The sequence below is a fragment of the Frankia sp. AgB1.9 genome (genome assembly GCF_016786355.1).
Classification (GTDB): Bacteria; Actinomycetota; Actinomycetes; order Frankiales; family Frankiaceae; genus Pseudofrankia.
In genome coordinates, this window is record NZ_JADWYX010000014.1 from 21,262 (window position 1) to 44,615 (window position 23,354).

General features: G+C 72.8%; 15 protein-coding genes and 1 pseudogene. 6 read left to right on the forward strand and 10 right to left on the reverse strand.

Annotated elements, in window-relative coordinates:
* Positions 1–4: 4 nt before the first annotated feature.
* Positions 5–646 (reverse strand): annotated as a pseudogene (locus tag I6A60_RS07245) (alpha-hydroxy-acid oxidizing protein); the annotation flags it as partial.
* 271 nt (positions 647–917) lie between these two features.
* The gene (locus tag I6A60_RS07250) at positions 918–1,727 is read right to left on the reverse strand and encodes a Type 1 glutamine amidotransferase-like domain-containing protein (RefSeq protein WP_203015646.1); all 810 of its coding nucleotides are present in this window, start codon (positions 1,725–1,727) and stop codon (positions 918–920) included.
* A gap of 565 nt (positions 1,728–2,292) precedes the next feature.
* Between I6A60_RS07250 and I6A60_RS07255 the strand changes: the two genes are divergently transcribed.
* The 3 genes from I6A60_RS07255 (at position 2,293) to I6A60_RS07265 (ending at position 9,015) form a co-directional block, all read left to right on the forward strand.
* Positions 2,293–4,533 (forward strand): transglutaminase domain-containing protein, encoded by a 2,241-nt coding sequence (locus I6A60_RS07255; protein WP_203042649.1) that lies wholly within the window; start codon positions 2,293–2,295, stop codon positions 4,531–4,533.
* A gap of 91 nt (positions 4,534–4,624) precedes the next feature.
* Complete coding sequence (locus I6A60_RS07260) at positions 4,625–7,933, forward strand: PKD domain-containing protein (RefSeq protein WP_203015644.1); 3,309 nt, start codon at positions 4,625–4,627, stop codon at positions 7,931–7,933.
* A gap of 281 nt (positions 7,934–8,214) precedes the next feature.
* On the forward strand, positions 8,215–9,015 hold the full coding sequence (locus I6A60_RS07265) for an SAM-dependent methyltransferase (RefSeq protein WP_203015643.1): 801 nt from the start codon (positions 8,215–8,217) through the stop codon (positions 9,013–9,015).
* A gap of 49 nt (positions 9,016–9,064) precedes the next feature.
* Here I6A60_RS07265 and I6A60_RS07270 read toward each other — a convergent pair whose 3' ends face one another.
* The 4 genes from I6A60_RS07270 to I6A60_RS07285 form a co-directional block, all read right to left on the reverse strand.
* Positions 9,065–10,600, reverse strand: coding sequence for a serine/threonine-protein kinase (locus tag I6A60_RS07270; protein ID WP_203015642.1), 1,536 nt, complete (start codon positions 10,598–10,600; stop codon positions 9,065–9,067).
* 196 nt (positions 10,601–10,796) lie between these two features.
* Complete coding sequence (locus tag I6A60_RS07275; RefSeq protein WP_203015640.1) at positions 10,797–11,492, reverse strand: hypothetical protein; 696 nt, start codon at positions 11,490–11,492, stop codon at positions 10,797–10,799.
* Positions 11,489–12,235, reverse strand: coding sequence for a hypothetical protein (locus tag I6A60_RS07280; protein ID WP_203015637.1), 747 nt, complete (start codon positions 12,233–12,235; stop codon positions 11,489–11,491). Before I6A60_RS07280 ends, I6A60_RS07275 begins: the two co-directional genes overlap by 4 nt.
* Complete coding sequence (locus tag I6A60_RS07285; RefSeq protein ID WP_203015635.1) at positions 12,232–13,635, reverse strand: ATP-binding protein; 1,404 nt, start codon at positions 13,633–13,635, stop codon at positions 12,232–12,234. The genes I6A60_RS07280 and I6A60_RS07285 overlap by 4 nt, the downstream gene beginning before the upstream one ends.
* Positions 13,636–13,882: 247 nt before the next feature.
* Between I6A60_RS07285 and I6A60_RS07290 the strand changes: the two genes are divergently transcribed.
* Positions 13,883–14,392, forward strand: a complete 510-nt coding sequence (locus I6A60_RS07290) for a pyridoxamine 5'-phosphate oxidase family protein (RefSeq protein WP_203015633.1) — start codon at positions 13,883–13,885, stop codon at positions 14,390–14,392.
* Positions 14,393–14,417: 25 nt separating this feature from the next.
* On the opposite strand, the gene I6A60_RS07295 is transcribed toward I6A60_RS07290, so the two are convergent.
* Together I6A60_RS07295 and uxaC are read right to left on the reverse strand one after the other, a co-directional pair.
* Complete coding sequence (locus tag I6A60_RS07295; RefSeq protein ID WP_203042648.1) at positions 14,418–15,782, reverse strand: mannitol dehydrogenase family protein; 1,365 nt, start codon at positions 15,780–15,782, stop codon at positions 14,418–14,420.
* Positions 15,779–17,206: a glucuronate isomerase gene (uxaC, locus tag I6A60_RS07300; RefSeq protein WP_203015674.1), complete on the reverse strand. Its 1,428-nt coding sequence runs from the start codon at positions 17,204–17,206 to the stop codon at positions 15,779–15,781. Before uxaC ends, I6A60_RS07295 begins: the two co-directional genes overlap by 4 nt.
* Positions 17,207–17,374: 168 nt before the next feature.
* Between uxaC and I6A60_RS07305 the strand changes: the two genes are divergently transcribed.
* A complete protein-coding gene (locus I6A60_RS07305; RefSeq protein ID WP_203015629.1) occupies positions 17,375–18,664 on the forward strand; it encodes a lactate racemase domain-containing protein in 1,290 nt (429 codons plus the stop codon).
* Here the strand turns inward: I6A60_RS07305 and I6A60_RS07310 are convergent.
* Complete coding sequence (locus I6A60_RS07310; protein ID WP_203015627.1) at positions 18,565–19,680, reverse strand: LacI family DNA-binding transcriptional regulator; 1,116 nt, start codon at positions 19,678–19,680, stop codon at positions 18,565–18,567. The two genes, I6A60_RS07305 and I6A60_RS07310, sit on opposite strands and share 100 nt — an antisense overlap.
* Before the next feature lie 304 nt (positions 19,681–19,984).
* On the opposite strand from I6A60_RS07310, the gene uidA reads away from it, so the two are divergent.
* The gene (gene uidA / locus I6A60_RS07315) at positions 19,985–21,766 is read left to right on the forward strand and encodes a beta-glucuronidase (protein ID WP_203015624.1); all 1,782 of its coding nucleotides are present in this window, start codon (positions 19,985–19,987) and stop codon (positions 21,764–21,766) included.
* Between the two features lie 18 nt (positions 21,767–21,784).
* Here the strand turns inward: uidA and I6A60_RS07320 are convergent, their stop codons facing one another.
* The gene (locus tag I6A60_RS07320) at positions 21,785–23,164 is read right to left on the reverse strand and encodes an amidohydrolase family protein (RefSeq protein ID WP_203015621.1); all 1,380 of its coding nucleotides are present in this window, start codon (positions 23,162–23,164) and stop codon (positions 21,785–21,787) included.
* Between the last annotated feature and the right edge of the window lie 190 nt (positions 23,165–23,354).

Consider the following 23,354-nt stretch of genomic DNA (forward strand, 5'->3'; position numbering starts at 1 on the left):
TCTGGTCGGTGAAGTAGTTCGCCAGGCAGTGGCCGCGTAGCTGCGGGAAGTTCGACGTCGCCAGGTCGCGGGGCCGCCAGCCGGTGACCCAGGTGTCCAGCGTGACGACGATCCCGGCGAAGCCCGCGCGTTCCGCCCGGGCTACCAGGCTCTCCGCGAGCTCCCGGTCCTTCGGCGTGTAGAGCTGAAAGAAGCCAGGAGTCTCGCCCAGCTCGGCGGCGACGTCCTCCAGCGGGTCGACGGTCAGCGTCGAGGCGACCATCGGGACGTCGGCGCGCGCGGCGGCCCGCGCCGTCTCCAGGTCGCCGTGGCCGCTCTGCGCGCACAGCCCGATGACCCCGATCGGCGCGAGGAACACCGGTGCCGGCCAGCGCCGGCCCCACAGCTCGACGGACAGGTCCCGCTCGACCGCGCCGACCAGCATCCTCGGGATCAGCCCCCAGGTCTGGAACGCCGCCACGTTGGCCCGCTGCGTCGCCTCGTCACCCGCGCCGCCGGCCACGTACGACCAGACCGACGACGGCAAGGCGCTCTGGGCCCGGCGTTCAAGCTCCTCGAACACCATTGGCAACGTCGGAACGACCCCGCTCAGCCCCTGCAGATAGATCTCAAGCTGAAAATCCCCAAACGGCTCAGGAAGCCCCACCACGCCCCGCCTCTCGTTCGATCCCGCCTCGGGGAGGATCTTCCTCTGAGGCTCGCCCCTCATCTTCTAGCGAAGGTGTCGGCGCACCTCGGCGGCGAAGCGAGGCAAGCCGGCGCGTTCGAGCAGTGGGAGCAGGCCAACTTGATCGCCGTTTGCGCCCTCGGATGGTTGCTGAGCGGCTGTGAGTACGACCATCCGAGGGCCGAAACGGCGATCAAGATTGGCCGTCGAACGAGGGGACGGACCTTGTCGGCCGCGGCGCTGGCCGTGGTCAGTCGGCTGGCTCGGGCTGGGGTTGCGGCGCGCGTGGGTCGGGGAGGCGGTCGGTCGCGGCGAACTGTTCGACGGTGAGCTCGTCCGGGCCGGGGACCAGCCGGTGGACCTGGCCGCGGCCGAGGACGGTCACCGCGTCGTCGGTCAGGTGGATGGCGGTGTCCTCGTCGATGCCCCAGCCCTCGGCGGGGCGGCCGGCGGCGGCCTCGGCCCGGGCCGCGACGAGCAGGCGGGGGAGAGTTCCCCACTGGGCGCAGTGGATGTCGACGAGCGCGGGCACGAGGCCGAGGCCGTCGGTGACGGTGACCTCGTCCAGGCTCTCCCCGGCCTCCTCGTCGCAGATCGGCAGGCCGTCTGAACGCCAGCCGCCGATGACGGCGCGGTCGGCCGCGACGGCGGCGCCGGCCGAGTAGCCCGCGTACGGGGCTCCGGTGCGGGCGAGCCAGGCGTGCACGTCCGCGCGGACGGACGCGAGTGCCGTCGCGTAGTCGGGGGTGAGGCCGCCGGCGACGAACAGCCCGGTCGCGCCGTCCAGCGCCGCGACATCGAGCCGACCGCCGGACGGGATCTGTATCAGTACGGGCCGGCACGGGCCGGCGGACGTCAGCAGCCGCGACCAGCGGTCGAACGGGTCCAGCCGGCGGGCACGCCGGTAGGCGCGGGTCCACGGTGGCGTCGGACGGTCGTCGCCCTCGTCTACGAGCACGCAGGCGATCACGGCGCCAGGCCCGGCGGCCGCGACGAAGGGGCCGAAGAGCGTCGGCGCGGCGGCCGTGTCCCGACCGCCGCCGACCAGCGTGACGTCCACTCGGCCATGTTTCCACCGCGACATTTCCGTGGCGCTTCGTGGCCCACCCGAAGTGGTCCCGAAGCCGACGCCGGCTCAGTACTCGACGTGGACGGCCGGGGCGTCGGGGGCGTGCAGGACCGGGCCGTAGTGCTCGGCGAACAGCTTCGCGATGAGCTCGCCTGCCGACGCCCACCTTGATGAAGATCGGTTCCGTGTCGCTTTGAGCCACCGGACGCTTCCAAAATCAACATGCCATCCGCAACCAGGCCGTTGCCTGCGTGTCGGGTATGGCCACGCTTCGTGGCCTATGCAAAGCTAGGAGTCGCAGCGTGCGGGGGCGCGCCCGCGACCTGCGTGTCGTGTGACGGGGGAAATCCAATATGATCATGAATCTGGCGCCGGTTGGATGCTGCCCGCCGGCCGCGGCGCGCGGGTGACCACCGAGGCCCCCACTGTGGTGGGAGCGCCTTCGCGGCCCGGCTCGCAGCCGCCTTCGCTCTCCGGGGCCAATGCGCCGGCCGTCCCCGAGCCCGAGCCCGAGCCGGCGCCGCCGACGCTGGCGCAGACGGCGGGGAACTGGCGGATGACCACCGTCCAGCTGGTTCTCGTCGCACTGCTGGCCGTCCCGGCGGTGGTCGCCGTCGGCGGTCTCTTCGACGGGTTGGCGTACCTGCCGCCGCTGGCCGGCGCCGTTCTGGTCGCGGCGCCGCTGGGCGCGGTCGCGGCGTACCGGCTGGCTGACCTGGGCCTGGTCGGCGTCGTCGGCCTGGTCGGGGGTCTGACGTACGGGGCCGCGGCGACGGCCGGCGCGGTGCTGCGCGATCTCGGCGCGGGCTGGCCGCACCTGCTGAGCGTCGCCCTGCCGGCCCAGCCGTCGGCGCTGCTGCTCACCCCGCCGGCCGCGTTGCTGTGGGTGAGCACGTACTGCGCAGCGGTGCTGGTGGTGCGGGGGCGACCGCCGCTCGCGCCGGTCGCCCCGCCGTTGGGAGCGCTGGTCGCGGTGCTGGTGCTGGTCGGCGGCGCGGGAGCGGGCTCCTCGCGCGCTCGACTGCTGGCGACCGGCGGGTTCGTTGCCGCCGCGCTGGCGCTGGCCGCGGTGCGCGCCAGCTTGCCGGCGGAATCCGCCGGCCGGACGCGGGGCGGTGACCAGGTCGTCGCCCGCGGCGGCGGCCGCGGCGCTGGAGCGCTGTCAGTCGGGTTGCCGGTCGTCGCCCTGATCGCCGCCGTCGGCACCGTCGCCGCGACCCTCGTGCCGGCCGGCGGTGCCCGCTACGACCCGCGCGAGCACTGGCACCCTCCGGTCGACGACGTCGCCGTGCTCAGCCCCCTCGTCCAGGTGCGCAGCCAGCTCGCGACCACACCGCCGAGGACGCTGTTCACCGTCCGGATCGCCGCCGGCGCAGGTCGCCTGCCGGTGGATCGGATTCGCGTCGCGGCGCTCGGTGATTTCGACGGTGCGGCCTGGCAGGACGACGGCCAGTTCGTCCGCGTCGAGCGGGCGCTGCCGGCGCCAGCCGACCAGGTGTCCGTCACGGTCGCGCAGACCGCGGTCCGCGCCGACGTGACGGACACCGGCCTGGACGGTGTCCTGCTGCCGTCGCTCGGCCGACCCACCGCCTTGCGCGTTCAGGCGCGGCCCGGCGCGGGCGCGGCGTACCAGCCGGCGTCCGGGACCCTCGCCACGCTGGGACCCGTTCCGGACGGCTACCGCTATGAGCTGGACAGCTACGTCGCGGTCCCGACGGAGGCGCGGCTGGCCGCGGCGACCCCGGCGACGGGTCCAGCCGCCGCACCCTCGCTGGGCCTGCCGCCCGGCATGCCGCCCGAGCTCGTCAGCCTGGCCGCCGCGGTGACCGCGTCCGCGCCAAGTCCCTACGCCAAGCTCGTCGCGCTCCAGGACTACCTGCGTGACGGGAGCCGGTTCCCGTACGACCTCGCGGCCACTCCTGGCCACTCGTACGGCGCGCTGACCCGCTTCCTGACCGGCAAGGGCGCCGGAGACCAGCGTGGCTACTCGGAGCAGCACGCTGCCGCGTTCGCCGTCCTGGCCCGAGCTCTCGGCTTCGCCACCCGGGTGAGCGTCGGCTATCTGCTCGACCGGGGCCGGATGTCCGCGGACGACACGTTCACGGTGACGACCCAGCAGGCACACGCCTGGCCGGAGGTGTTGTTGTCCGGCCTCGGCTGGGTGCCCTTCGAGCCAACCGACGACAGCCAGCTGACCAAGGTGCTGCCCCCGCCGGCCGAGACCTCCCCGGACGCGCTCACCGGCGTGTCCGCCGGCCGCCGGGACGCGACGAGCGCCCAGGTGGTGCCTCCGCTGCGGGTTCCGCCGGTCGGGTCCACGACGGACGGCACCCGGCCACGCGCATCGGACCTCCTGTGGCTGTGGGTCCTGCTGTCGGTGGCCGCGCTGGTCGTCGCCTTGCCGCTGCTGGTCGTAGCCGAAAAGGCCCGGCGACGGCGCCGTCGCAGGCGGGGCGACCCGGGTGCCAAAGTCATCGGCGCCTGGGGGGAGGCCCGCGATCGTCTCGCCGAGCACGGGGTGTCCCGGGCGAGCACGCTGACCCAGCAGGAGGTCGTGGCGCTCGTCGCCGGCCGGCCCACGATCGCGGGGGCCGCGGCGCCGCTGCGCCGGCTGGCGACGCTCACCGACCGGGCGATGTTCGCCCCGGTCGGCGACGAGAACGAGCCGGACGAGGCCTGGGGCCTGGTCGGTGACCTGCGCCGGGAGCTGCTCGCGGGCCGCGGCCGCGGGTGGGCTCTGGTGCGCGCGGCCGACCTTCGCCCGCTGCTGCCCGCACCGTCGGCCCGGAGCCGATGACATGACCGCGGTAACGGGACCGGCGAGCGCGAAGACGCGTCCGGCTGGCAGAGGGTGGGCGACGGTGTTTCGGTGGGGATGGCTGTCGCGCGTGGCGCTGGCCGTGTTGATCGTCGGGGTCACGGTCGTCGTCGTGGCCGTCGGGCGTTCGCGCGGGGAGCACGCCCGGTCGGTGAGCCTGCCCGAGGGTGAGGCCTGGCTGGTGTCGTCGGCCGCCGGGCAGGTCTCGCTCATCGACGGGTCAACCGCGCAGGTGCTCACCCAGGTGAGCGTCTCGGCGGCGCAGCTCGCCGGGGTGCAGGCCGGCTCGGACGAGTTCGTCACGGCCGGCAACGGCAGCCTGCGCCGCATCGACGGCGCCACGTACGGGGTGTCGGCGCCGGTCCGGTTCTCGACCCATAACCAGGCGCCCGCGCTCTACCCGGCGCCCGGCGCGCTGTTCGCCGTCGACCCGACGACCGGTCTCGTCACCCTCGCCGACCCCCGTTCGCTGCGGGTGCGGGGGCAGTTCTCGCTGGCCGCGCGGGTGGCAGACGGGGCAGCGGTCGCCGACTCCGCCGGCCGCCTCTGGGCTGTCGACGGCCGGACCGGCGACCTGATCCGGATCGGCCTGGGCGGCGAGAAGATCCAGCGGACGGCGGTCGACCCGGCCAGGACCAGGCTTGTGACCGTCGGCGGCCGCCCGGTCGCGGTCGATCTCGCGGCCGGTCGAGCCAGGAGGATCGATACGGACGGTGTGACCGGCACCGGGGTGTGCCTCGCCACCGGGCCAGGCGACTCCAGCCTGACCGTCACCGGCGCGGCCCTCGGCTCACGGCTTTACGTCGTCAGCGGCGCCCGTGGCCTGCTGCTGACCAGCGACCTCGCCACCGGGAGCTGCGGCCTCGCGGTCGACCTCGGCACGGCCGGCCACCTGCTCGGCGAGCCGAAGGAGGCCGCCGCGCACGTGTTCATCCCGGACTTCACCGCCGGCACCGTCATCGTGTTCGACGAGGCCAGCACGCGGGTCGTCGCGCGGCCGAAAGTGCTGCCGCCGAACACGCCGTTCGAGCTGGAGAACAACGGCCCGGTGATGTTCTTCAACGACCCCGCGAGCTCCCGCGCCGGCATCATCGACCTCACCGGCGCAGTCCGCCCGGTCCGGAAATACGACCCGACCAAGGTCGGACCGGGGGCGGGCAGCGGCGCGGAGGGTGGCGGCCTCGGGCTCACCGACACCACCTCCCTGACCTCGTCCAGCCCGCGTACGCCGCCGTCTGCCGGCCCGACGGCGACGCCGACCCCGTCGAGCCAGCCCAGCACGAACCCGCGGCAGACCCAGCCCGCCTCAGCGGGAGCCAGCAGTCCACCGCGGCCAGGCTCGTCGGCCGGGCCTTCTCGACCCTCGATCCGGCAGGGGCTCTCGCTGCCGGGCGTCGAGCCCAGGTCCACCGGGGACGGCATCGGCACCGGCGTCCTGCCGGGTGGCTCCGGAACCGGGCCGAGCGTGCTCGGATCCACCGGCTCCACCACGGTCGTCGGCGGGTCGACGACGGACGACAGCCCGGTACCGGACGTGGTGATCGCGGCGTCGACGACGTCCACGAAGATCGACACGTCGGTGACCCTGCAGGCGCAGGCCAACGCGGCGGCCGGCGGAGTGCGCGCCGTGACCTGGACATTCGGTGACGGCGTGACCGCCGCCGGAACGACCGTGAGCCACGCCTGGACGTCCGACGGCGGCTATCCGGTCACCGCCACCGTCCAGCTCGTGAACGGTGGCACGCTGGTGCGCTCGGTGACGATCACCGTCTCGAAGCCGGGCGTCGGCCCGCCGACGGCGGCGCTGACCGTCTCGCCGAACTCGGGCGAGGCGCAACTCCAGGTCAGCGCGAGCGCCGCCGCGTCCGCACCGGGCGGCGCGCCGATCAGCCGGTACGTCTTCGACTTCGGCGACGGGACGACAGCCGTTTCCTCGTCGTCGCCCCAGGCCGCCCACAACTACCTGGTGAAGGGCGACTACGCCGTCGTCGTCACCGTCTTCGACAGCACCGGTGTAAGCAGTCAGGCCAGCGAGCTGGTCATCGTCGACGAGGGCATCGTGCCTGTCCTGCAGGTTCGGCCAGCGGGAGACAACTCGCTCATGATCACGGCCGACGGCTCGCAGTCGCGCGGTGGATCGGGGCTGACCTACCGGTTCGACTGGGGTGACCGGACCGCTGCCACTCTGGGAGCGGCGTCGACCGCGTCACACACCTACGCGGCCGCCGGCACCTACACGATGACCCTCACGGTCACCGACTCGGCGGGGCGGTCGAGCGACAACGCGCGGGCGACCGTCACCGTCCCGGGGTCGGCCTGTTCCCTGGAACCGACGCTCACCGTGTCGCCGGGGACCGTCGCCCCGGATCAGCAGGTCACCGCGGTGGTCAGCCTGGCCTGTACCCCTACGGGAACCGTCAGCTACGCCTACGACTTCGGCGCCGGCGCTGGCAAGGAGAAGCCGAGCGCGAGCAACAGCGATACCCACGTGTACCCGCAGTCGGGCAACTACTACGTGAGCGTGACGGTTACCGCCGGCTCGGAGTCGCGGATGGTGACAGCGTCCGTCGCGGTCACCTCGAAGGTTCTTCCGCCGATGCCGGTGCTCAGGGTCAGCCCGGCCTCGGGCATCGCGCCGCTGACGGTCACCGCCGACGCGTCGGGGACCACCGGTACCGATCCCATCACCTACAGCTTCAGCTTCGGGGACGGTTCGGCCGTCACGGCGCACGGATCAGGCAGGACCGCGAGCCACACCTACAGCTCGCCCGGCACCTACACGGTGACGGTGACCGCCGACAACGCCGGTGGGCCCGCCACCGCATCCGAGTCGGTGACCGTCACGGGTAGGCCGCCGGTGGCGTACCTGGTCGTCACCCCGGCCGGCGGCGAGGCGCCGCTGCCGGTGGCGATGAGCGCCGCCAACTCGACCGCGGGCGACGCGCCGATCTCCAGCTACACCTTCATCGTCGCCGGGCCGACCGGCACGCAGACCTACGGCCCGCAGACCTCGTCATCCTTCACCCAGACGCTGGGCGCCGGCTCGTGGGAGCTGTCCGTGGAGGTCAAGGCCGACGACGGTTCGTCGAATACCAGCCGGCCGGTGCACCTGAACGTGACCGCGCCGACGGGCTCGACCGGACCGGTCAGCACACCACCGAGCAGCACCCCGTCGACGACAGTGCCACCGGAAACAGAACCTCCGTCGTCGTCCCCGCCGCCCTCGGTCCGGCCCAGCACCGCGCCGCCGCCGACGCCTCCTGTCGTCGCCTCGCCTACCGTGCAGCCCGCGCCCGCGCCCGCGCCCGCGACGTCTACTTCTACGCAGGCGCCGCGAGACGGGGACGTGCCCAACGGGACTCCGGAACCCGGGTCGTAGGCCGGACCACCCTTCCGGCGTCGTCCGCTCGAACCACCCGGTCGAGCGCTGACGGCCGGCGCTGATCCGCCGCCTGCCCGCGCTGGCAACCCGCCGGTAGCCGGCGGATCAGCAAGAGGCGCGACGATTGCCCCAAGTGCAGTAATTTGATTGTGAATATCTATTGTGTGGCCTTCGTCTCACATTGCGACCGGAGAGTGGCGCCCTGTGGCGAAGCGGCGTCGGCTAGCATCGGGAGCCGCGGAGCAGGTCACCAACACGCTCACGGATCGGACACACGCATGCCGGACTCCTCTGCGCCCCCCAGCGACAGTCTGGCCGCCTCGCTCAACGTCGAGGTGCCTCATTCGGCGCGGATGTGGAACTACTGGCTAGGCGGCAAGGACAACTTCCCGGCCGACCGGGCCGCCGCGGACCGGGTCGTCGAGGTGTTCCCGCAGATCATCGACATCGCGCGCAGCTCGCGCCTGCTGCTCAACCGGGTCGTCACCCACCTCGCGGGCACGCTCGACATCCGGCAGTTCCTGGACGTCGGCACCGGCCTGCCGACGGCGGACAACACCCACGAGGTCGCGCAGAGCGTCGCGCCCGAGAGCAAGGTCGTCTACGCCGACAACGACCCGCTGGTCCTCCTGCACGCCCGGGCCCTGCTGGTCGGCCGCCCCGAAGGAGTCACCTCCTACGTCGACGCCGACGTCCGCGACCCGGAGAAGATCCTGCGCGGCGCGGGCGAGGTTCTCGACCTCGAACAGCCGGTCGGGCTGATCCTGTTCGGCGTCATGGCGAACGTGGTCGACGACGACGAGGCGTACGCGATCGTCCGCAAGCTCGTCGGCGCGCTGCCGAGCGGGAGCTACCTGGCCCTCAACGACGGCACCGCGAGCCCGGCTCGGGACGAGGCGATCCGGCGCAACCCCGAGAACGCCCCGTACCGGTCCAGGACTCCGGACGAGCTGGTCCGGTTCTTCGACGGCCTGGAGCTGCTGAAGCCCGGGGTCGTCTCCACCCCGCTGTGGCGCCCGGGCCGCCGGGCCCGCGGCAAGGTCCTCGACTCGTACACCGGGTTCGCCCGCATCCCGTGACCTGACCTCGGGCCGCGCCCGACCTGGTTCGCCGTGCGCCTGAGCGGGCTCAGGAGATCCAGACCTCCGTGGAGCCGGAGGAGGGCACGAGCACCGCCTGGCAGATCTGGGCTTCGTTCGTGACCTCGTAGGCCTTCGTGCTCGTCGCATCGGTGATGGTCACGTCCTTGCCCGGGTTGAGGATCCGCAGTGTCAGCCCCACACGGGTGCCGAAACCGTCGTGGGAGTAGATCCGGACCGGTTGCGAGCTCCGGTTGTGGAACTCCAGATCGACATGTCGCGTGCCGGCGTTCGTGATCGAGTTGACGTTCTGCGTGCAGCTGTACTGCGCGGCCGTCCCGGGATCGACGGAGACCGAGGCCGAGCTCACCGGCTGGACCGGCGGCTGGACCGGCTGCTTGGCCGGCGATGTCGTCGTGATGACAGGGCTGGGAGGGACCACCGGGTCGACGGGTCCCGTCCAGCACCCTCTCAGGAGTAGCGCGCTCGCCACGGCGGCCACAGCGAGCGACCCGCCCGCCAGGATCGCCGGCCGCCGCGACGTGGGCCGGGACGGCAGCGGGGTGACCGCCGGTGTGCCGCCCTCTGCCGGCGGGGGCGGCGTGACCATGGAGACGTCGGGCCATCCCTGGTAGGGCGGTCGCGTCGACGGCGGAGTCAGGGCTCGGTAGTCCGAACCTGTGCCGCCGGGAAACGACGGGGCTGACTGGATTGCCTGCGTCAGCGGCGGTGGCAGCCAGCCGGGCTCGCTCAGGTCGGGCATCGTGGCCCCGCCGGCGGTCAGGCTGGCCAGCACCTCGTGCACCGACGGCCGGTGGCGCGGGTCCCTGGCCAGGCATCGGCTGACCAGGTCACGCAGCACCGGCGGCACGCCGTTGAGTGCTGGAGCGTTGTGGAGCACCCGGGCGTGGATCTCCACCACGCTGCCGCGACCGAACGGGCCGACGCCGGTGGTGACGACGGTGAGCACCGCTCCCAGCGCGAAGACGTCGGCCGCCGGGCCGATCGGGTCGATACCGGTCCGGGCGTGGGTGAGCTGCTCGGGCGCGGTGAACCCGGCCGTGCCGATCAGCTCGCCCGTCGTGGTCATCGCGACGTTCTCGGCAGAACGCGCGATGCCGAAGTCGATGACCCTCGGTCCGTCGGCGGCGAGCAGGATGTTCGACGGCTTCAGGTCGCGGTGAACCACCCCGGCGGCGTGCACCGCCGCGAGCGCCTCGGCGATGCCGGCGCCCAGCGCGGCGGCCGACGACGTCGGCAGCGGCCCGAAATCCTCGATCGCCTTCTGCAGCGACGGGCCCGGCACGTAGGCGGTGGCCAGCCACGGCCGCTCGGCTCGCGGATCGGCATCGATCACCGGCGCGGTGAAGGCTCCGCTGACCGTGCGGGCGGCCGCCACCTCACGGGCGAACCGCTCCCGGAACTCGGGATCGTCGGCGAGATCCGGTCGGATGACCTTGATGGCCACCGGTCGGCCCGCGCGGGACCGGCCGAGATAGACACGGCCCATACCGCCGGCTCCAAGGCTGCCCACGATCGCATAGGAGCCGAGTTGTCTGGGGTCGCCGGGGCGCAGTTCGTCCATCTGATGTCGTCTCCCTGTGTGTCGACGATGAATGGTCGCCGAGGCCGCCGATTCGACCGGTCAGGCGCGAGTTTTCTCAGGCTTTTCAGCCGGGTTCGGCGCCTAATCGTTCTCAGGTCGACAATGCGCTTCCACAGGGGTCATTTCAGCGGGCAGCCTCGCGCGTTCCGGCGCGTGAGTTCGCCCTGGTGGCGCGTTATCCCGTCGCGTCGCGCTCGTTGGTGCGCCACGCCGGCTGCGTAACTTCGCACTCGGGCCGAGCGTCCGCTCGGACGGCGATCCGCAGTGATTCCGACGCCGTCGGCCACGGCCGCGGGAACGGGCGCAGACGTCTCCAGTCGTACGGCGGGTGCCCGAGCTTGCGGTGACCGCGGTCGTAGACGTTGAAGGCCACCCAGGCCGCCGCGCAGGCGAGGATCGCGGCCGTCACGGGTATCCGCCGTCCGCCAGGGGCGAGCACTCCCGCCGCCACGGCGGCGGTGACGGGGTAACCGAGCAGGGGATAGACGACGACCTGGTGCCAGATCTTCGTCGGTGCCAGCGCCTGGGCCGGCAGGTAAAGACCGCCGCGCAGCTCCGCTCGCCACTGCCAGAGACCGAAGCCCAGCCAGCCGGCCGCTATGACGATTCCCCCGGTGCCCGAGACCAGCCAGCGCGCCGGACCCGGGGGTGTGCCGCCGCAGCGCCAGACGCCGAGCGCGGCGGACAACGCGAGCAGCGGATCACCGAACAGGAAGGCGAGATACTCCTGGCTCGGCCGAGGCCAGCGGCATTCGAGCCCGCGCCCGAGAAGTATCGGAATCCCTGGGCTGATCGCGAGACAGAACACGAACGCGACCAAAGGGCCGTGGGAGTTCGCGCTGCCGAGGGCGGGAAGCCAGCCGGCGCTCACCAGACGGACCTCGGTTGGCTGAACAGGCGCTCCACATCCGGGTCGTTGAAGAAGTCGGCGTTCAGCCGGGCGAACCGGGACACCTCCAGCAGGTTGGCGCCGCGCCGGTCGAGGTCGTCGTCAGCCGGCGGGCGCCGGCCGAGAAGATCGGACTCGATCCGCTCCACCACCGGCCTGCGGTCGGCGGTGAACTGGGAGACCACCCGTTTGGAGACGTGCGCGGCCTGGGCGACCTGCGGCTCCCGGAAGTTGTTCAGGAGCGCGCGCCAGATCAGCAGGTCGCTCGGTCGGCAGATCAGCGCGTCGAGCATGGGAATGGCCTTCTTGTAACGCCGCGCCGCTGTGTCGTCCGGGCGGTAGCCGGCACGCAGGGCGGCCACCGCGCTGCGGATCGGGTCGTGCCCGGCGCTCTTCGACACGAGTGTCCAGGTCTCGGGGAAGAACTTGAAGACCGCCAACAGGAACAGCACCCTGTTCTCCTCCGCGTCGGCGGTATGCACTATGCAGGGAATGCTGTGGGTACTGAGCTGGTCGACCGCCGCGATGCCGCTCGCCTGGGCGCCGCGACCATAGTGCAGGTCCACCAGGGCGAGCTGGAAGGCGTTGTCGGCCGCGAGAAGGGCGGCGAGCTCATGGGGGTCGCGCACCCCGGTCACCTCGACGTCGGACTGGTCTTCGAGCGCCCGCGCGACCGCCACCTCGACGCCGAGCAGGTCATCGATTACCAGCAGCCGAATTGTCATCGCGTCTCCAGAGTTCTGCCGGTCGACGTTTCGGTTCGCACGCCCCGGCGAGACGTCCACCGGGCCCGGACCACTGTTCCCGTCTCACGCGCGGTGGTGAAGGTGATCCCGCCGCCGTAGCGGCGCAGCTCCCAGTCGAGCAGCCGCAGGCTGCCACGCGGGTCGTCGAGGGCATCCGCCGGCATGCCCGGACCGTCGTCGGTGACGTCCAGCTCGACACCGGATGACGGTGCCTCGCCGACGACGGCAAGGGTGACCTCGACGCGCTCGGCGCCCGCCTTCAGCGCGTTGACGACGAGGTCGGCCAGCACCCGCCGGGCCAGCTGATGGTCGGTTCCACCCAGCACGAGGTCCGCGCCGGCGGCGAGCACACAGCGCGAGCGTTCCCCGTCCGGGAGGATCCGGGTGACGGCGTGCCAGAGGTCGGCCACGTCGGCGGCACGGGCCGTCGACCCCTCGGAGAGCATGGACAGCCGGGTCTCCTCGACCACCACCAGCAGGTCGCGGACCAGCGCCCGCACCTCGCTCGGATTCGGCGCCTGCGCCTCGACGGCCCTCGCCACCAGCCGAACCGCGTTCTTGGTGAGGCTGTGCAGATCCTGGGCGGCGCCCTTGCGCACCACGTCCTCGGCGTCACGCACGGTCTCCACAGCGGCCGTCAGGATCTGCTCGAAGCAGGTCCAGACGACCTGAAGCAGCAGCATCACGCAGACGGCCGACACCCGCAGTACCCACGGGATCGCCGCGATCGCCGGCGTCCAGGGGACGCCGACGATGAGAGCCACCAGGATCGCCAGGAGGAGCGCCTGGAGGTGGCGCAGGACGACCAGCACCTTGGGCGGCGGTCCGACGCTGCGATCCGCGCCCATCACGACCGGCAGCGAGGGTGCGTACCAGCCTGCGTCGATCGTGGTGTTCAGCCCGACAAGCCACGCGAAACCGACCGCGGCGATGACCGCGACCGATCGGGTCGAGGGGGACAGCCCGGCCACCGGCCAGGGCCCGGCGAAGAGGAGACCTGCGCTTACCGACCCGAACGCCTCAAGTAGACCCGGTACGTCGAAGGTCGCCCGGCCTCGGGTCGCCGTGAGGTGGACAGCCACCGACTCCAGCCCAGGCAGCCGCTCCAACGCCTCGACCAGCGCCGGCCGCGCGTGCGCGTAGGACAGCAGGCAGCCCGCCGTCGCCAGGCTGAGCTGCGGCCCGGCGCGGGCGATTCCAGCGAGGGGCAGGCTCGCGGCGATGCCCCACATGACCGCGACGAAGCCGAGGCGGATCAGGGACGTCGTCCGGTGCTGCGCGTCGAGGGCCCGCACGGCGGTGGTCCAGACGACGTCCGGCCGAGACCGGTCCTCCCGGTCCCGGCCTGCGCCGAACTGGCCAGCCGCGATCAGCCGCACGCCGTTCTCCCTCCCAACGCTGCCAGAAACGACGATGGCGGTCCGCCCGGCCCCGAGGACAGCAAAACTTCGCGTCACGCTGAACCGGTGACGGGCGGGAAGTCCGCGAGAGAGCCGAATCGAGCGGCCGAGCCGGCCTGCTCCCAGCCGTCCGTCTGCCGCCAGCAGGCGGAAATGTCTGATAGTTTCACGCGCCAGGCCGGCCCGCCCGGGCGGGACCGTCGCGGACGTCTCTGGTGAGGAACCCATGGGCACTAACCAGCGATCGCAGGTCGAGATGACCGCCGAGGAGATCTCGGCCTTTCTGGCGGGGCAGCGCACGGCGACGCTGGTGACGCTGGGGCCGACCGGCCAACCGCACGCGGTCGCGATGTGGTTCGGCGTCCTCGACGGGGTGGTGTGGTTCGAGACCAAGGCGAGGGCGCAGAAGGCGCTCAACATCAGCCGGGACCCGCGGGTCACCGTCCTCGCGGAGGACGGCCTGACCTACGACGCGCTGCGCGGGGTCTCCCTGGAGGGCCGGGCCGAGATCGTGACGGACCCGGAGGCGCTCTGGGCCGTCGGCGTCAACGTCTGGGAGCGCTACAACGGCCCCTACACCGACGAGGTCAAGCCGTTCGTGGAGGTCATGCTGCACAAGCGGGTCGCCGTACGTGTCGACGTCGAGCGCACCCGGTCCTGGGACCACCGCAAGCTCGGCATGAGCCCGATTCCCCTCGGCGGCACCACGGCGCCGGATCTCTCCCAGCCCTCCTGACGCCGGCCCAGCCGGAGTGCGGTGCTCACCAGGGAAGGGCGGCGCGGGTGAGCACGGCGCCGACGAGCTCGGTGTCGTCCGCCGTCGCCGGATCGAGCGCGGCCAGTACACGTGGGACGGCGCCGGCGAGGGGGCCGGCGGCCAGCTGGGTCAGCTCGGTGGCCCGGACGTCGGTCACCGGGGTGCCGGCTCCCCGCAGGTGCAGGACCCAGGCCGCGAGCACGGTCACGGCCGGCTCGGGCAGCCGGCCCTGCTCGCGCTCACGCCGCAGCACCGGCAGGATGCGGGCCGGTAGTTTCCGCGACCCGTCGGCGGCGATCTGCGCCAGCTCGTGGCGGATTCGCGGGTTGGCGAAACGGTCGAGCAGCGACTGGCGGTAGGCCGTGACGTCCTCGGCCGGCGGGGGAAGGTGCCGGGCGCACACGTCCCACCAGTCCCGCAGCCAGCCCCGGCAGACCGGGTCGGCCACGGCCTGGGCGACGGTCGGGTGGCCGCGCGCCGAGCCGGCGTAGGCCAGCAGCGAGTGAGCCCCGTTGAGCAGCCAGAGCTTGCGGTTCTCGAACGGCGTGACGTCGTCGGTGCGGACCGCCCCGGCGCTCTCCCAGGCAGGCCGGCCACCGGGAAACTCGCCCGCGAGGACCCATTCGGTGAAGGGCTCCGTCACCACCGGGCACCGGTCGATCAGCCCGGTGGCGGCGAGCACCGCGTCGCCGTCAGCGTCGGTCGGCCGGGGCGTGATCCGGTCCACCACCGTGGAGACGACGCTGAGCTGCCCGGCCAGCCAGTCAGCCAGGCCGGGGTCGACGGCGGCGGCGATCTCGTGCAGTACCCCGGCCAGCAGGGTGCCGTTGCCGGGCAGGTTGTCGCAGGGCACCACCGTCAGCGGCCCCGCGTCCCGGGCCTGGCGGGCGAGCAGGCCGGCCACGACCCGGGCCGGCGCCGTGGTCACCGGTGCCCGTGGGTCGGCCCGCAGCGCCGCGAGGTCGGAGCGCAGCCGGGTGTCGCGGGTGTCGAGCGAGCCGTCGGCGCCGCACAGGTATCCGGCCTCGGTCACGGTGAGCGTGACGACCCGGACGGCGGGTGAGCCGACCAGCTCCAGCCAGGTCTCGTGATCGGCGCCGGCGTGCGCCTGGGAGACCGAGCGGACGAGGGCGAACTCGTCCCCGTCGGCGCCTCGGGTGGCGAGCGTGTAGAGGCAGTCCTGGGCCCGCAGCGCCGCGGCGGCGGCCGGGCGCCGGCCGGTGAACGCGGCCACGCCCCAGTCGTCGGCGTCGCTGGCCCGGTCGGTGTACCAGGCCTGGTGCGCTCGGAAGAAGCTGCCCAGGCCGAGGTGCACGGCCCGGACCGGCCGAGCCGGCTCGGCCCGCCGCAGGGGCCGGCCCGCGCTCACAGCTTGAACACCGCCCGCGGCCGGCCGGCCACCAGGTCGACGGCGATCTCGGTCGCCTCGTCCTCCTCGAGCCGGTGCTCGGCGACGAGGCGGGCCAGGTAGGAGCTGTCCAGGCGGCGTGACATGTCGTGACGGGCGGGGATCGAGCAGAAGGCCCGGGTGTCGTCGATGAAGCCCGACGTGCGGGTGAAGCCTGCCGTCTCGGTCGCGGCGGCCCGGAAGCGCAGCACGGCGTCCGGGGCGTCGAGGAACCACCAGGGCGCGCCGACGTAGACCGACGGGTAGAAGCCGGCCAGTGGCGCGAGCTCCCGGGAGAACACCGTCTCGTCGAGGGTGAAGAGCACCAGGTGCAGGTTCGGGTGCGTGCCGAACCGTTCCAGCAACGGCCGCAGGGCGTCGGTGTACTCGACGCGCAGGGGGATGTCGTGGCCGGTGTCCGGTCCGTAGGCCGCCGCGGTCGGGCCGTGGTGGTTGCGCCGGACGCCGGGGTGCAGGGTCATGACCAGCCCGTCGTCGCAGGACATCCGGGCCATCTCCATGATCATGTGCCGGCGCAGCGCCCGGCCCCCGGCCTCGGTCACGTCGCCGGCGAGCGCACCGCGGTAGAGGCGCTCGGCCTCGTGCGGCGCCAGTGGTTCGGTGCCGACGTCGTCGTGGCTGTGGTCGGCGGACGTCGCCCCGTGCTCGATGAAGTAGGCCCGGCGCCGCTCCATCGCCCGGACCCAGCCGGCGTAGCTGCCGGTGTCCTGGCCCGCGACCTCGCCGAGGCGGCCCACGTCGGCGGCCCAGCTCGGCCGCGCGGCCTCCAGATAGCGGTCGGGCCGGAAGGCCGGCAGGACCCGGCCGCTGAAGCCCGGGTCGGCGGCCAGCCGGGCGTGCGCCGCCAGGTCGTCGCACGGGTCGTCGGTCGTGGCGAGAACGGAGATGCCGAACCGTTCGAACAGGGCTCGGGGCCGGTAGCCGTCCCTCGCCAGGCAGGCGGCGATCTGGTCGTAGATCGCGTCAGCGGTCCGGGCCGACGGGCGTCGCGTCACGCCGAAGATCTCGGTCAGCTCGGCTTCGAGCCAGTACCGCGTCGGCGTGCCGGCGAAGACGGGCCAGTGTTCGCACAGCCGGCCCCAGACCTGGCGGGACTCGTGCTCCGGCAGCGGCCCCCGCCCGACGCCGAGCTCCGCCAGCGGCACCCCATTGGCGTGCAGCAGGCGCGTCACGTAGTGGTCGGGCGTCACGAGCAGCGTCGCCGGGTCGGCGAACGGGACGTCGTCCGCGAGCCAGCGGGGGTCGACGTGGCCGTGCGGCGACAGGATCGGCAGGCCGCGCACGGCGTCGTAGAGCCGCCGGGCGATGGCGCGGACCCGCGGTTCGGCCGGAAACAGCCGGTCGGGATGCCGAGCCAGGACGGGGGAGGCGGGCATGGCCGCCATCGTCGCCGGGCGCCGAGGCGGCCGGCAATCGGTTGCCACCAGTTGCGCGGTCATCGAGACGCCTACCGGCCGCGCGGTTGCCATCTCTTGCCGGGCGGTCCTTGTCCCAGCCGCGCCACCAGGCAGAGGGTAGAGGTGGTCATCGGCCGGACTGGAGAGGTGAGGCGCATGCCCACGAGGTCCGCCCCTGCTCCTGGCTCGACGCGGCCGGCGGCGACCATCGGCGGCCCGCATGACGTGCTGACCGAGCAGCGGGTGGCCGCGTTCATCCGCGACCAGCTCGCGGCCGAGGATCTCGACGGCCGCAGCGTCTGTGTCGTCATCCCGGACGGGACCCGCAGCTGCCCGTTGCCGTCGCTGCTGTCGGCGGTGCACGGCGCGCTGGCCGGCCGGGCGAGCCGGCTGACCGCGCTGGTCGCCCTCGGAACCCACGCCGCGATGACGGCCACCGACCTGGCCCGCCATCTCGGCTACCCGCCCGGCGCCGCGGGCAGCCGCTATCCGGGCCTGACGATCCTCAACCACGCGTGGTGGGACCCGGCGGCCCTCGTCCCGGTCGGCACGATCCCGGCCGAGCGGGTCGCCGAGCTCTCCGAGGGCCGGCTGCGCCAGAGTGTCGACGTCCGGCTGAACCGGGCCGTCGTCGAGCACGACGTCGCCCTCGTGGTCGGCCCGGTCTTCCCCCACGAGGTCGTGGGCTTCTCCGGGGGCAACAAGTACTTCGTCCCGGGCGTCGCCGGGCCCGAGGTCATCGACCTCTCCCACTGGCTCGGCGCACTGATCACCAGCGCGGACATCATCGGCCGGCCGGGTGTCACCCCCGTGCGGGCGCTGATCGACGAGGCGGCCGCGCTGATCCCCGCCACGACGCTGGCCCTGTGCGTCGTGGCGGAGTCGGGCAGCGGCGCCCTGCACGCGGCCTCGTTCGGCGAGCCGCGGGCGGCGTGGTCGGCGGCCGCGGAGATCTCGGCGCGGACCCATGTCCGGTACCTCGACCGGCCGGTGCGCCGGGTGCTGTCGGTCGTTCCGGCGAAGTACGCGGACATCTGGACCGCGGCCAAGGGCTTCTACAAGGTCGAACCGGTCGTCGCCGACGGCGGCGAGGTGATCCTCTACGCCCCGCACATCACCGAGTTCGCCGGTACGCACCCCGAGATCCTGGACATCGGCTACCACTGCCGCGACTACTTCGTGCGGCAGTGGGACCGGTTCAGGGACGTCCCCTGGGGCGTGCTCGCGCACTCGACCCACCTGCGCGGCGCCGGCACCTATGACGAGCGGGTGGGCGAGCGCTGCCGGGTGCGGGTGACGCTGGCGACGGGCATCCCCGCGGACGCCGCCCGCGCGGTGAACCTCGGCTACCTGGACCCGGCGGAGGTGGACATCGGCGCGTGCCAGGCCGACCCCGAGACGCTCGTCGTCCCCGACGCCGGCGAGATCCTCTTCCGGCTGCGCTGAGCGGTCGAGCCGCGCACCACCAGGCGAACCGGCAGGACGGCGGGCTCACCGGTCCGGCCGCGCCGGCCCTCGATCATCGCGAGCAGGTGCCGGGTCGCCGTCGCGCCCTGGGTGTGCAGGGGCGCGGCCACCGTCGTCAGGCCCGGCGTGACGAGCTCGGCGGCGACGATGTTGTCGAATCCCACGACGCTGACCTGCCGGGGGACGTGGAGGCCGCCGGCCGTCAGGCCCCGGATCAGCCCGATGGCCAGCTGGTCGTTGTAGGCGATCACCGCGGAGGCGGGCTGCGCGCGTAGCTGCCCGGCCGCCTGCAGGCCGCCGGGCACGTCCGGCGAGAACGGCCCGATCCGGCGGACCTGGAGATCGTGCTCCGCCGCCGCCTCGCGCAGCGACTGCCAGCGCATCCCGTCGGCCCAGGACGCCGCCGGGCCGGCGACATAGATGATCTGCTGGTGGCCGAGGCCGCCGAGATGCGCCACGGCGTCGCGGGCGCCGCGCGCGTTGTCCGTCACCAGGCAGGGGACGTCGACAACCGCCCGGTTCAGCACCACGACGGGCTTCTGCTTGGAGATCATGCGGATCGCCGAGTCCGACATCCGGGAGCCGGCCAGGACGACGCCGTCGACCGCGGGCACCGTGCGATCGAGGGCCGCCCGTTCGAGCCGGTCGGACTCCTGTGCGTCCGCCAGGACCACGGTGTAGCCGGCTTCCCCGGCCGCCGTCTGGGCGCCGCGGACGATCTGGGTGAAGAACGGGTTGCCGATGTCCGGGACCACGATCGCGATCATCCTGGTACGGGCGGTCGACAGCGCACGGGCCAGCGGGTTCGTCCGGTAGCCGAGGTCGCGGGCGACCCGCCGGATGCGCTCCGCCGTGGCCGCGTTGACCCGTCCCGGCCGGGAGAAGGCACGGGAGACGGTCGACGGCGCGACCCCGGCCTGCCGGGCCACGTCGTAGATCGTGACTGGCCGCGATCCCGGCGACGTGATCGGAGGCGACGTGTTCGGATCTGCCATCCGCTGGGCTCCTTCGGCTGGACCTCGGCGCGGCAACGCTAGGCGCGGGCGACGACCGCGGCAACCGTCGTCGTCGAGCTCGGCGCCGGGAGGCGGGTACACCACCGCGGGAGAGGGCAACTGATGGCAACCGATTGCCGCGCCGTCCCGGCCTATGACGTACTGCCCTGCGACTCAAGGCTCGTCGGCGGCGTGGGGCCCGGGTTCGCTGCCACACGCGGGCCCGGCGCCGCCCGTCCTCGATGCCCGGCAATGCGGCCGTCCTCACTCGGTGCGGTCGTCGCGCGACCTCAGGGAGCTCGGAGTGCTTCGTCCCCAGGACAGCTCGACGCGAGAACGGCGCTCGCTGAACGGGCTGTGGGCCTTCCGCCTCGACCCGGCGGGTGAGGGGCGCGACGCGGGCTGGTGGCGCGGGCGCCTGCCCGACGCCCGGGAGATGCCGGTGCCGGCCAGCTACAACGACATCGTCCCCGACCTGGCCGTGCGCGACCACGTGGGCGACGCCTGGTACCAGACCACCGCCCGGGTCCCGTCCGGCTGGTCCGCGCGGCGGATCGTGCTACGGCTGGACGCCGCGACCCACCGCGCGGTCGTCTGGGTGAACGACACGCTCGTCGCCCGGCACGAGGGCGGCTACACGCCGTTCGAGGCCGACATCACCGACGTCGTGGCGCCTGGCGGCGAGGCCCGGATCACCGTGGCCGTGAACAACGAGCTCACCTGGGCGTCGATACCGCCGGGCTTCGTCGAGGACACCCCGCGGGGGCGCCGCCAGAAGTACCTCCACGACTTCTTCAACTACGCGGGCCTGCACCGGTCGGTCTGGCTGTACGCCACGCCGCACGAACGGATCAGCGACCTCGTGGTGCGGACCGACCTGGACGGTGCCACGGGCCTGGTGCGGTACGCCGTGGCGTACGAGGGCGCCGCGGGCGCGACCGCCCGGGTCGCGCTGCGTGACGCGGCGGGGCACGAGGTCGCCTCCGCCGAGGGCGTCGAGGGCGTGCTGAGCGTGCCGGAGGTGCATCCGTGGGCGCCGGGCGACGGGTACCTGTACGAGCTTGAGGCCCGTCTGGTCGACGCCGCCGGCGCGGTGACCGACAGCTACGTCCTCCCGGTCGGGGTGCGCACCGTCGAGGTACGCGGCACCGAGTTCCTGATCAACGGCGCGCCCTTCTACTTCCGGGGCTTCGGCCGGCACGAGGACGCGCTCGTGCGCGGCAAGGGCCACGACGACGCGCTCATGGTTCACGACTTCGAGCTGATGGAGTGGATCGGCGCCAACTCGTTCCGCACCTCCCACTACCCGTATGCCGAAGAGGTGCTTGAGTACGCCGACCGGCGCGGCATCGTCGTGATCGACGAGACCGCCGCCGTCGGCCTGAACCTGAAGAACTCCCTCGCGTTCGGCAGCAGGCCGACGGCGAGCACCTACGGCGAGGACGGCATCGGCTCCGCCGCCCAGCGGACCCACCTGGAGGCCGTGCGCGAGCTGGTCATCCGGGACCGGAACCATCCCTGCGTGGTGCTGTGGAGCATCGCCAACGAGCCGGACTCCACCGGCGCGGCCGCTCGGGACTACTTCGCCCCGCTGTTCGCCGAAGCCCGCAAACTCGACCCGACCCGTCCGGTGGGCTTCGTGAACGCGACCGGCACCGTCGACCAGTGCCAGGTCACCGAGCTGGCCGACGTCGCCATGATCAATCGCTACTACGGTTGGTACGTCCACCTGGGGGATCTGGCGGCCGCGGAGGGCGCCCTGGAGGCCGACCTGAAGGCCTGGGCCGTCCGCCACCACAAGCCGGTCCTCGTCACCGAGTACGGCGCGGACACCCTGGCCGGCCTGCACACCGTCGTCGACACTCCCTGGTCCGAGGAATATCAGGCGCGGTTCCTCGAGATGCACCACCGGGTGTTCGACCGGGTGGACGCCGTGGTCGGCGAGCACATCTGGAACTTCGCCGACTTCGCCACCAGCGACCACATCATCCGGGTCGACGGAAACAAGAAGGGCGTGTTCACCCGCGACCGCCACCCCAAGAGCGCGGCGTTCACCGTCCGCCGCCGCTGGCGCGACGACCTCTGACCGACGCCCCGGCCCCGCTCACCACGGCAGCGGCGCCGGCGGCTGCGGGATCAGCCCGCCGCGGGCCTCGATCGCGTCGCGCAGGAACCCGTGCGAGGCGTCCATGAGCGCGAGCCGCCGGGCGGCGTCGGCGAGCAGCCGGCCGTCGCGCTTGAGGATCCGCCCGGCCACCATGACCGTGTCGACGTTGCCGGCGTGGGCGTGCAGCACGAGCGCCGAGACCGGGTCGTTGACGGGAATCATGTTCGGCGCGTCGCCGCGCACGACGATGAGGTCCGCCTCCTTGCCCGGGGTGAGCGTGCCGATCCGTGAGCCGAGACCGAGCGCCTCGGCCCCGTTGACCGTCGCGCCCTCCAGGTGCGAGAGCGTCGACGGGCCGATGTCGTCCGGGCCGTGCCGCCGGTCGAGCTCACGGTCGTTGCGCAGCATTCGTTCGGTCTGCAGCGCGAGCCGGACCTGCGGGAACAGGTCGCCGGAGTTGTTGGAGATGACGTCGCAGCCGAAGGTGCACCGCCCGCCGAGCGCCATGAACCGGCCGTGGACCGGATGCCCCATGCCCATCTGCATCTCGGTCTCGGGCGTCGTGGAGATCGCGCCACCGGTGTCCAGGACGCGGCGCAGCTCGTCGTCGGTCGTCTGGTTCATGTGCACCCAGACGAGGTCCGGGCCGAGCAGACCGGCCTCGTCGAGGAAGCCGACCTCGCTGACCGGGGTCGGGAACATCACGGCGTTGGCGTGCAGCGTGATCGGCAGACCGAGGTCACGGGAGACCGCGACCTCCTCGGTCACCCGTTCGATGCCCGCGACGAGCACGTCCGAGAGGCTGATGCCCATCGTGACCAGGGCGCTGTCGCTCTTCAGCTCACCGTGCCGGAGCCCGCGGGCATGGTCGATCCGCTGGGCGAGCGTGCTGAAATGGATGTCTGGCACCGGCACGTCGTTGAGCCCGAGCGCGAAGATCGACCGGATGCCCGCGTCCCTGGTCCCGTTGAGCGCGGCGTCCGCGTGTTCGGGTGTATTGATGCAGTGGCTGAAATCGAGCACCGTGGTGATGCCGGCGTCAACCGCCTCCAACATTCCCAGATAGTTTCCGACGTACATGTCCTCCGGCCGGTAGCAGGCCGCGGCGGTGAACCGCACCGAGCGGATGTAGTCCTTCAACGACCAGTCGTGCGTCACGCCGCGAAGCTGCGTCTGCCAGACGTGGCGGTGGGTGTCGACCATGCCCGGCAGCACGAGGCAGCGGTCGGCTTCGACGACGTCGGCGTCGGCCGCCGCGAGATCCGGCGCCACGGCGGCGATGAGCCCGTCCTCGACGAGGACGTCCGCGCGCAGCGGCGCCGCGCCGCGCTCCATCGTCAGCACCGTTCCACCACGGACGAGTACCCGCTCGGGCATGAAATCTCCAGGTTCGCCGGTAATCGGACATCTTGCGGCCGGCGAACAGCGTCGCATCCAACCAGGTGGTCACGTCCAATACAGAATCCGGCGGGATTGATAGGCGGCCGCTTATTCGCCCCCACCTTCCGGTAGTTGTTTCCTCGTTTACACGGCCGTCACCCCTTGGTGGAGAGCCGCGGCCACACTC

What these genes read in the sequence shown, in the direction of transcription:
- I6A60_RS07255 (WP_203042649.1), top strand. Translation starts at nt 2,293, where the DNA reads ATGACCACCGTCCAGCTGGTTCTCGTCGCACTGCTGGCCGTCCCGGCG.
- I6A60_RS07265 (WP_203015643.1), top strand. Translation starts at nt 8,215, where the DNA reads ATGCCGGACTCCTCTGCGCCCCCCAGCGACAGTCTGGCCGCCTCGCTC.
- I6A60_RS07270 (WP_203015642.1), bottom strand. Translation starts at nt 10,600, where the DNA reads ATGGACGAACTGCGCCCCGGCGACCCCAGACAACTCGGCTCCTATGCG.
- I6A60_RS07280 (WP_203015637.1), bottom strand. Translation starts at nt 12,235, where the DNA reads ATGACAATTCGGCTGCTGGTAATCGATGACCTGCTCGGCGTCGAGGTG.
- I6A60_RS07290 (WP_203015633.1), top strand. Translation starts at nt 13,883, where the DNA reads ATGGGCACTAACCAGCGATCGCAGGTCGAGATGACCGCCGAGGAGATC.
- uxaC (WP_203015674.1), bottom strand. Translation starts at nt 17,206, where the DNA reads ATGGCGGCCATGCCCGCCTCCCCCGTCCTGGCTCGGCATCCCGACCGG.
- I6A60_RS07305 (WP_203015629.1), top strand. Translation starts at nt 17,375, where the DNA reads ATGCCCACGAGGTCCGCCCCTGCTCCTGGCTCGACGCGGCCGGCGGCG.
- I6A60_RS07310 (WP_203015627.1), bottom strand. Translation starts at nt 19,680, where the DNA reads ATGGCAGATCCGAACACGTCGCCTCCGATCACGTCGCCGGGATCGCGG.
- I6A60_RS07320 (WP_203015621.1), bottom strand. Translation starts at nt 23,164, where the DNA reads ATGCCCGAGCGGGTACTCGTCCGTGGTGGAACGGTGCTGACGATGGAG.